The following is a 9,240-nucleotide window of genomic DNA, read 5'->3' as shown; positions in this document are numbered from 1 at the left end:
GCCATGACTGCCTGAACGGTACGGGCGGAGAAACCGCACTGCGGCGCCTGGGGCGTACCTTTCATGTACAGGATAACCGGGTTTTCTTCCAGCTGGCTCTTGATCTGCTCATTGATATCCACAATATCACCTCACGCGTGGGGGGTTGATCTGGCGTTTATTGTACACGCCAACGCCAATTCCGACCAACACACTCAGGTATCCCCGGTCATTCCGCCAATGGCCGGTGTCAATTGTCATCCCCCCGGGAACCCTATAAACTTGGTTGTTTTCGTCCCCAGGGACCACCGGGAGCCCCTCGGAAAGTCCTGACATCCGTTGTCAGCTTTTCCCGGGGGCTCCTTAATTATGGCCAGGCAGCCGGTGCGGAATCCGCATTCCGGCGAGATTTCTATTTGCTGCCGGCCAGGAAACAACAACGGGCATCGCCATGGCTGCAAGACACTTTCTCACTCTCAATGACCTTGACATCGGTGAACTGAACAAGCTGCTGGACCACGCCAGTTTCCTGCGCCGGGAGTGGCAGGCCGGCCGGGTTCGCAACACCCTCTCGAATCGTGTACTGGCGATGATCTTCGAAAAGTCGTCCACACGCACCCGGGTCTCCTTCGAAGCGGGTATGGCCCAGCTCGGTGGCAGCGCCATGTTCCTGTCCCCCCGGGACACCCAGCTGGGGCGCGGGGAGCCCATCGAGGACTCTGCACGGGTCATTTCCAGCATGGTGGATGCGGTGATGATCCGCACCTTTGCCCACGAAACCGTAGACCGCTTTGCCAGTGTCTCCCGGGTGCCGGTCATCAATGCCCTGACCGATGACTTCCATCCGTGCCAGCTGCTGGCAGACCTGCAGACATACCGGGAGCACCGGGGTGATATCAGCGGCGCCACCGTCACCTGGGTGGGCGACGGCAACAACATGTGCAACTCCTATATTAATGCCGCCCGGCTGTTCGGGTTCCGGCTCAACGTTGCCTGCCCCGAAGGCTATGCACCGGATGCCGGCCTGATTGCGAACAACACCGACTGTGTCACCGTGTTCGAAGACCCTCGCGAGGCGGCCCGTGGCAGCAACCTGATCGTTACCGATGTATGGGCGTCCATGGGCCAGGAAGACGAAGCTGATGCCCGCAGCAAGGTGTTCGCGCCCTACCAGGTAAATGCCGAACTGATGGCGCTGGCGGCTGACGATGCGCTGTTCATGCATTGCCTCCCCGCCCACCGGGGCGAGGAAATTTCCGACGACATGCTGGATCATCCGGGTTCTGTTGTCTGGGATGAGGCGGAAAACCGTCTCCACGCCCAGAAAGCCCTGTTGGAATTCCTTATCCTGGGTCGGCTGGAACAATAGCCCTGACTCACCCGTTATCAAGGTCCACCGGAGCAGCTGCCCATGCCACCACACAACCTCACCACCGACACCTGGCTGCTGGACGTCAGGGCCCTGGGATGCGGGTATGGTGACGGGAATGTGGTGGCTGACGTGAGTTTTGCCCTCGGCCACGGCGATATTGGCTGCCTTCTGGGGCCCAGTGGCTGCGGCAAGAGTACGATACTGCGCGCGCTGGCCGGATTCCTGCCCGTCAGTGAAGGGGAAATCCGCCTTAACGGCCAGGCCATCAGCCTGCCCGGCCGGACAACGCCTCCGGAAAAAAGGCGCATTGGCATGGTCTTCCAGGACTACGCGCTGTTTCCTCACCTGACCATTGCCGAGAACGTCGGCTTCGGACTCAAGGAAATGAAGCGGGACGAAAGGCATGCCAAGGTGATGGAGCTGTTACAGCTTGTGCACCTGCAGGACCTTGCCGACCAGTACCCGCACCAGCTCTCCGGTGGGCAACAGCAACGGGTTGCCCTGGCCCGGGCGCTGGCGCCGGAGCCGACCCTGATCCTGCTGGACGAGCCCTTCTCCAATCTGGACGCTGACCTGCGCCGGCGCCTCAGCCTGGATGTACGGGACATCCTCAAGGACCTGGGAATCAGTGCACTGCTGGTCACCCACGACCAGCAGGAAGCCTTTGCCATGTGTGACCAGGTGGCCGTGTTGAAGGATGGGCGGGTGCAGCAGTGGGACGTGCCCTACAACCTTTATCACGAACCGGCCAACCGTTTTGTGGCAGGCTTTGTCGGTCAGGGGGCGTTCATTCCGGGGCGGGCTACCGGGCCGGATACCATCGACTCCGAGCTCGGCCATCTGGTGGGTAACCGTGCCTATCGCTGGCAACCCGGCACCCTGCTCGACGTGCTGATCCGTCCGGACGACATCGTCTATGATGAAGCCTCTGACCTGAAACCCAGGGTGGTCGAAAAGACCTTTGCCGGCACATCCACCCTGTACCGGTTCCACATGTCCGAAGATACCGAGTTCGAGGCACTGTTCCGCAGCCACCTGGACTTCCGGTTGGGAGAGCATGTGCCAGTGCGGGTCGAGGCAGACCACCTTATCGCTTTCGAGCGCACCTGATCCGGTTCCGGCACGAGGAACACCAGGCACCTGTCGTGACCACTTCGCCGGCTATCACTGGCGACGGGGCCATACCAGGCTGAAGCGGGCACCCCCGAGGTCATCACTGCGACCCACGAAGGACTGGCCCCCATGCCAGAACAGAATACGCCGGACGATAGATAACCCGAGCCCGTAGCCCCCGGAATTACGGGTGCGGCTATCATCAAGACGGGCAAAGGCGCTGAATACCTTTTCCCATTCCTGCTCGGGAATGCCTGGTCCGTCATCCTCGACGTCCACCCGGCAGTTCTCCTCATCAAGTAAGCAACTCACCCGCACCCGGCCGGAAGCGTAGCGACAGGCATTTCCGACCAGGTTCTGAATAGCACGATGCAGGTACCGGGGCTCGATATCGCTTTCAGCAAACAGCTCCGACTGCTCGGGAATGACCGCCTCGATGGTGGTGGCCGGGTGCAGAACCTGCTGCTCCTCCACTACCTGACGGACAATACCCGTGACGCTGGCCGGCCGCAGGCTGAATACAGGCCCGCCCTGCTCCAGGCGGGCGTAGGTAAGGATCTCATCGATCAGCTCGTCCAGTTCCTGAATGTCATTGTCGATACCGTCCAGCTGTCGCTGCAGGGCCTGCTCATCGCGGGCGGTTTCGATCATCTGTACGCCGAAGCGGATCCGGGCCACGGGCGTGCGCAGCTCATGGGAAACGGCATGGATCATCTCCCGCTGCACAGCTACCAGTCGCTGTATCTGCTCGGCCATACCATTGAAGGAACGGGCCAGGCGGGACACCAGGTTGCCCTGCCCCGGCTCCACCCGTGCCTCCAGGTCCCCCCGGGCAATGCGCACCGCGACGGATTCAACAGAGCGGAGACTGTGCTCCAGGTCGCGCATGAGCAGGCGTACCGCAACCAGTAAAACCAGGGCCGCCAGCCCGGCAAGCAACAGCACGACAGGCCATGACAGGGCGCTGAAACCGGGGGGCATGTCCATCCGCATCAGCGAGCCATCGTCTAGTCGCAACAATACGTGACCCCGAGACTGGTCACCGTACCAGGCAAGGTTGCGCTCCCAGGCCCGGTTCAGCACTTCCGGCGCCGGCAACTGGTCCGTGTGCGACAAGGGAACCAGCCGCACCCCCAGTGTGGCCGCCAGAGGCCCCGCGGCGGACTCCCGCTCACCGGCGGGCATCTCATTGAGGTGCCACATGACCACCAGTGCCGTCGCTTCCGCCACGTCCTGGTAGAGGTGTCGCAAGCGCATGGAAAGTACACCTCCGGACGGCCGGGCCGTAACCACCCGGAGGCCAATCTGATCGGACCTTACCAGGGTCTGCCCGTAGCTCAGGCGTTCATGGGCAACGGCGTCAAGATTGAGCTCATCGGCCGGGCGAATACTGAAATCATAGAGCCGTGGAAGCCAGTGGTAGTGCTGTTCCGGGGAGGGAATTCTTGCCAGCCAGGTCATCAACGGCTCGGCGAGGGATTCCTGCCAGGCCTGGTAGCGGACCGACGACAGCCCCCAGAGCACCAGCGAGCATATCAGCGCAATCAGCACGGCAAGCCCGGCAAGGCGAGTGAACAGCTTGATGGAAAACGTCACGGGCATGGGTCAGCCTGGCTGCGGTAGCGCCGGGTATCACGGCGCCACCCGATACTGGATCAGGCTTCCTTGACGAACAGGTAGCCTTTACTGCGCACGGTCTTGATACGGCGGGGGTGCACCGGGTCGTCACCGATCTTGGGTCGGATCCGTGACACCCGCACGTCAATCGAACGATCCTGCCCGTCGTACTCGATGCCCCGCAGCGCGGTGAAGATTTCCTCACGACTGAGCACCCGGCCCGCACTGCGGGCCAGCAACCAGAGCAGGTCAAATTCGGCACTGGTCAGGTCAATGCTTTCGTTATTGAGCCAGGCCTCACGCATGGAGCGGTCGACAACCAGGTCATTGAACTGCAGGCGCACCGGTTCATCTTCTGATCCGGTAGCCGCTGCTTCGCCTTCCGCCCCTGCCGGGCTGGCCCGGCGCAGCAAGGCCCGGATACGCGCCAGCAACACCCGTGGCTTGACCGGCTTGCCCACGTAATCGTCCGCGCCCATCTCCAGGCCAAGCACCTGGTCCAGGTCGTCACTGCGGGCGGTCAGCATGATAATCGGCCCGTCGTAGAATGGGCGTACCCGGCGGCAGATAGACAGTCCATCTTCCCCCGGGAGCATCAGGTCAAGAACCACCAGGTCCGGGCGCTCGTTGCGGATTCGTTCCACCGCGTTGCCACCATGCCCCTCGTGGCTGACCACCAGGCCATTGCTTTCAAGGTATTCACGGGTCAGGTCCGCCAGACGCTCGTCGTCCTCGACAATCAGGATTCGCCAGCCTTCGTTTGTCTGTTCCACGCCATCCATCTCTGCTTTGTGTTGTTATCCATCAGCGAGCGCCCCGACTGCGGGTGCACCCTTGCCTGTCACCGGCCCCCTCCGGGTAGCCGTATTTCCTATGGCCCGAAAAGCGTCATGAATAAACACAATCGCTTAGCCGGCTCATGTAACAACGATTATACATACTGACGCCGGAAATACATGATGCCACGGGATGTAACCTTACGTCACAAAAGATAGCACTCCTGACCGCCCTCGCCACTGCAACCACCAGCACCCGGGGCCGACATCGTCACAAAGTCGTCACCGGGAGGTCACCGGCCTGTCACAGCGCCTTCATAGCCTGTTCCTGAACGGACAACCAGAGAGCGCCCGATGACCGCATTATCCGCCCGTGCTGATGTATCCCGCCGACTCCACACCTGTGTAACCCGTGACCCCGCAGAGGTCGAACGGGCCCAGCGACTGAGATACCAGGTTTTTTCCGCCGAATATGGCTCGGACCTTGGCGCCGTCACACCGGGGCTGGACGCCGACAGGTTTGACCGCTGGTGCGACCACCTCATCGTGACCGACGGAGTCACGGGTGACCTGGTCGCCACGACCCGCATCCTGAGGCAGGATCACTGCCCGGAAACGGGTGGTTTCTACTCAGAAGGTGAGTTCGACCTGAGCCTGTTGCTGTCGCGCCCCGGCCGTGTGGCCGAACTCGGACGCACCTGTGTGCACCCGGACTACCGTAATGGCACCACCATAGGGCTGCTCTGGTCCACCCTTGCCGGATGGCTGGTGGAGCATCACATTGACCGAATCATTGGTTGTGCCAGTATCAGCATGTCCGATGGCGGCCTGAAAGCCTGGCGTATTGCCCGCCACCTCCAGGACCGGTATCTTTCCGCTGAAGGCGACCGGGTATGGCCACGGCGCGAACTGCCCCACCTGACCCGGTCAGTCCCGGAACGCCCGGTGGAAATACCCGCGCTGATCCGCGCCTACATGCGACTGGGCGCCAGGGTCTGCGGGGAACCCTGCTGGGACCCCGAGTTCCGCTGCGCCGACATGCTGGTATTACTGGAAGTCCGTGACCTCTCCGACCGCTACAGCCGCCATTTCATGCGGCAGGCACCGGGAGGAGCCTGAGCGGAGAATCTACGGAGACGACAATGGCGGTAGCTCGCCTGCTGATCAGACTGACCTTTCTGCTGCTGGTACTGGGCGCAACCACAGCCATTACCCTGCTGCTTTTGCTGATGGACCGCCTGACGGGCCGGCGCCACAACCGGTCGCCACTGGCCCGGGCCTGTTTCCTGGCCTGTTGCCGCTGCCTGGGCATCCGCATAACCGAAAGGGGCTCGCCACCGGAGGGGCCGGTGCTGTTGCTGAGTAACCATATATCCTGGACCGACATTCCGGTACTGGGCGGGCTGATGGAAATCCGCTTTCTGTCCAAGGCCGAGGTGGCAGACTGGCCGCTGGTGGGCTGGCTGGCGCGCCAGGCGGGCACCCTGTTTATCCGTCGCGGCAGCGGAGAGGCCGCCCAGCGGCGGGAGGACATTACCCGCACCCTGCAAGCGGGGCAGTCAGTCCTGGTATTCCCCGAAGGCACCACTTCCTCTGGTCTGACCGTACTGCCTTTCTTCCCCCGCCTGATCGGTGCGGCGACAGCGGCCGAAGTGCCCGTGGTACCGGTATCCATTGCCTACCTGCGGGAGGGCGAACCCTGCCATGTCGCGCCCTTTATCGGTGATGACGAGTTCCACCACCACCTGTTGAGGCTGCTGTCAGCCAGGGCACCGGAAGTACGGGTCACCTGGCATCCACCCATGACAGCCGCTGCCGGCGCCAGCGCACGGGAACTGAGCGACCGGGTACGGGAGGTAATTCTTGAGGGCCTGCGGCAGAGTCATCACACCCCGGGCGTCAGCGGCTGCCCAGCGGCCACCTCATCATCGGTGGCTTCCCGCGCAGATATGATCTCCAGATCAAAGTAGAGCGTGAAACCCGCCAGTGGGTGGTTAGCGTCAACACGGATCAGATTGCCGTCGATACCCACCACCTGAACCACCTGTGCCTCATCACCGGTGTTGGTCTGGAATTTCATGCCCACCTGCAGGTTTTCCACACCCTCAAAGGCTGACCTTGGCACCTTGCGCACCAGGTCGGGGTTGTGCTCGCCATAGGCGAGCTCCGGGGGAACGGTCACTTCCAGGCAGTCACCGGGGCCATGGCCCCGAACTGCCTTCTGGATGCCTTCGATGACGTGGCTCGCGCCGTCAAGGAAGGTCAGGGGTTCGCCGCCTTCAGAGGTGTCCACCACCTCGCCAGCGCGGTTCTTGAGACGATAATGGACCGTATAGATCAATGGACGTTGCATCAGTCGACAGATTCTCCGGATGAATTCAGGGTGCCAGCCTGCTCCAGGGCCACAGCCAGCAGGCGGCGATTGAGTCGCGGCTTCGGACCGCGGCCGGAGGCCAGGCCCATGCGCTCGAACCAGGGCTGCAGGTCAGCCCGACGGGTATCGACCCGGGCGGCCCTGGCGAAGGTGCGCAGCTTACCACGGGTGCTGGCTGTTGCCGACTTGAGCGACTGCAGCGCCCTGGCCAGGGTCAGCTCCTCATCGGTGAAATCGCAGCCGAACGGAAACGCCGGGAACGCGTCACCACTGCCCACAGATGAGAGGGCCTCCCGGACCTGGTCCGGGGTATTCTCCTGCCAGGTATCGGGTAAGCGGAAATCCTTGCGCACCTTCCCTGCCGCCTTGGCTTCCTTGAGCAGCCCCGGCTGAAACCGGGCATCAGCAATGCGTATCAAGTCGAGATAGACATCTTCGTCCGGCTTGCCCCTCAGGTCGGCCAGGCCATACTCGGTGATCACGATGTCCCGCAGGTGGCGGGGTATAGTGCAGTGGCCATAACTGAAAACAATATTGGACAGCGTCTCGCCACCACTCTCCCGGGTACTGCGCAGGGTAATCACTGAACGGGCGCCTGGAAGATCGTGGGCCATGGCCACGAAGTTGTACTGACCACCCACCCCGCTGACCACACGACCATCATCAAGCCCGTCAGAAACAGCTGCGCCGGACAGGGTATGCATCATTGCCGAATTGATGAAACGGGCGTGGCGCCTCTGGGCTGCCTTGAGCCGCTGGCTGCCAAAGCGATGGTCGTACAGGTCATTGATAAAATTCACACTGGTCATGGAAATCCTGGCCCGGTCCTTCTCATCCAGGTCCCGCAACTGCTGGTAGAAATCCGCCGGCCCCAGGTAGAAGCCGCCGTGCATGACCACGCCGGTATCGGCCACAGGCTCACCCCGGTTGGCCTTTTCCTGGGTATCGGGATCCTCGTAGACCTGGCGCTTGAGAATGCCCGCTTTCATCAGGTGGAGAAAGCCATCTACCATCATTTCACTACACCCGTACAGACCCTCCCGAAACTGGCCAGCGTCACCTTCCCCGGTCACAAAGGGAAAACGGGTGTTCACCCGCAGGTGATTGTAAAGCGCCTGCCACTGGTCGTTGTGGCAGTGACGGAGAATGGCACTGTGCACTACCGCAGCGCCGAGTGAACCAATGCCCACCTGCAGCGTGCCACCATCCCTCAGCAGGGTGCTGGCATAGAAACCGATCATGTGGTCTGCCGGACTGATGGACTGCTGAGGCACCGGGAACAGCGGATAGTCCGTATCCGGCTGATCCAGCAGCAGGTCAAAGTCAGTGGCGGGCACCGCCGCCTGATGGCCCAGCCAGGGCAGGTTCCGGTTCAGCTCTCCCACCACCGCCACCTTCTGCCCCGCCACTTCCTGCCGGCGCAATTGCGGAAGCAGGTCCAGGGTCAGGTCCGGATTGCAGCTCAGGCTAAGCGCCCCGTCCGGCTCCCGGGGAGGCGCCACCATCTGGAAAACCACGTTGATACCCTGGGCCAGCAGGTCCCGGACCGCGTGGGTATAGTTGGTGCAGACATAGTTGCGCTGCTGATCGGTATTGTCGAGGAAGCTGCCTGCCTTGAAGAAGAACTCTGACACTTTGACGTTCGGCGGCAGCTTCTGCTCCTGGACATCCCTGGCGTAGAGCAGTTCCGGCACGTTGCCGTACAGACGCTTCACGAAGGGATCGAGAAACCCCCGTTCCAGCGTCGAGCTGCCTTTCGGAGCCAGCAGCGAAATAGCGGTGACAATGTGGAGGTCGACGGTGTGATCCCGCCTCGCCCGTTCATAGAGGGCATTAGCAAGTCTTACCGCCTTTCCCAGCCCCAGGGGCAGCCCCAGGACGATGCGCTTGCCGACACGTTCGATCACGGCATCCACACACACCTCGGCTGTGGTTGCCCGGATGCCTTCCGGTATCTCCGACATGGATGAACAACGCCTCCCCGAGCTGTGAACCATGGGAGGATCATC

General features: G+C 62.0%; 8 protein-coding genes and 1 pseudogene. 4 read left to right on the top strand and 5 right to left on the bottom strand.

The features are described 5' to 3' along the window. Positions 1-122 (bottom strand): annotated as a pseudogene (locus ACESMZ_RS06065) (monothiol glutaredoxin, Grx4 family); the annotation flags it as partial. Positions 123-430: 308 nt separating this feature from the next. Here ACESMZ_RS06065 and argF point away from each other — a divergent pair. Then, positions 431-1,348, top strand: coding sequence for an ornithine carbamoyltransferase (gene argF / locus ACESMZ_RS06060; protein ID WP_372972346.1), 918 nt, complete (start codon positions 431-433; stop codon positions 1,346-1,348). Positions 1,349-1,390: 42 nt separating this feature from the next. Then, complete coding sequence (locus ACESMZ_RS06055; protein WP_372972345.1) at positions 1,391-2,461, top strand: ABC transporter ATP-binding protein; 1,071 nt, start codon at positions 1,391-1,393, stop codon at positions 2,459-2,461. 54 nt (positions 2,462-2,515) lie between these two features. On the opposite strand, the gene ACESMZ_RS06050 is transcribed toward ACESMZ_RS06055, so the two are convergent. Together ACESMZ_RS06050 and ACESMZ_RS06045 are read right to left on the bottom strand one after the other, a co-directional pair. After that, positions 2,516-4,066 carry an ATP-binding protein gene (locus ACESMZ_RS06050; protein WP_372972344.1) on the bottom strand — a complete coding sequence of 517 codons (1,551 nt, stop codon included), beginning with the start codon at positions 4,064-4,066 and terminating at the stop codon, positions 2,516-2,518. A gap of 53 nt (positions 4,067-4,119) precedes the next feature. Further along, positions 4,120-4,863, bottom strand: coding sequence for a response regulator (locus ACESMZ_RS06045; RefSeq protein ID WP_372972343.1), 744 nt, complete (start codon positions 4,861-4,863; stop codon positions 4,120-4,122). A gap of 348 nt (positions 4,864-5,211) precedes the next feature. On the opposite strand from ACESMZ_RS06045, the gene ACESMZ_RS06040 reads away from it, so the two are divergent. Further along, complete coding sequence (locus ACESMZ_RS06040; RefSeq protein ID WP_372972342.1) at positions 5,212-5,976, top strand: GNAT family N-acetyltransferase; 765 nt, start codon at positions 5,212-5,214, stop codon at positions 5,974-5,976. A 23-nt stretch (positions 5,977-5,999) separates the two neighbouring features. Further along, positions 6,000-6,827 (top strand): lysophospholipid acyltransferase family protein, encoded by an 828-nt coding sequence (locus ACESMZ_RS06035; RefSeq protein WP_372972341.1) that lies wholly within the window; start codon positions 6,000-6,002, stop codon positions 6,825-6,827. Here the strand turns inward: ACESMZ_RS06035 and ACESMZ_RS06030 are convergent. Together ACESMZ_RS06030 and ACESMZ_RS06025 are read right to left on the bottom strand one after the other, a co-directional pair. Continuing rightward, entirely contained in the window at positions 6,743-7,210 is a 468-nt protein-coding gene (locus ACESMZ_RS06030; protein ID WP_372972340.1) for a peptidylprolyl isomerase, read from the bottom strand. The genes ACESMZ_RS06035 and ACESMZ_RS06030 overlap by 85 nt on opposite strands. Beyond that, a complete protein-coding gene (locus ACESMZ_RS06025; protein ID WP_372972339.1) occupies positions 7,210-9,195 on the bottom strand; it encodes an acetyl-CoA hydrolase/transferase C-terminal domain-containing protein in 1,986 nt (661 codons plus the stop codon). Before ACESMZ_RS06025 ends, ACESMZ_RS06030 begins: the two co-directional genes overlap by 1 nt. Positions 9,196-9,240 lie beyond the last annotated feature (45 nt).

The organism is Marinobacter sp., from assembly GCF_041690615.1.
In the GTDB taxonomy this organism is placed as follows: domain Bacteria; phylum Pseudomonadota; class Gammaproteobacteria; order Pseudomonadales; family Oleiphilaceae; genus Marinobacter.
This window is presented reverse-complemented; position numbering and strand designations above follow the sequence as displayed.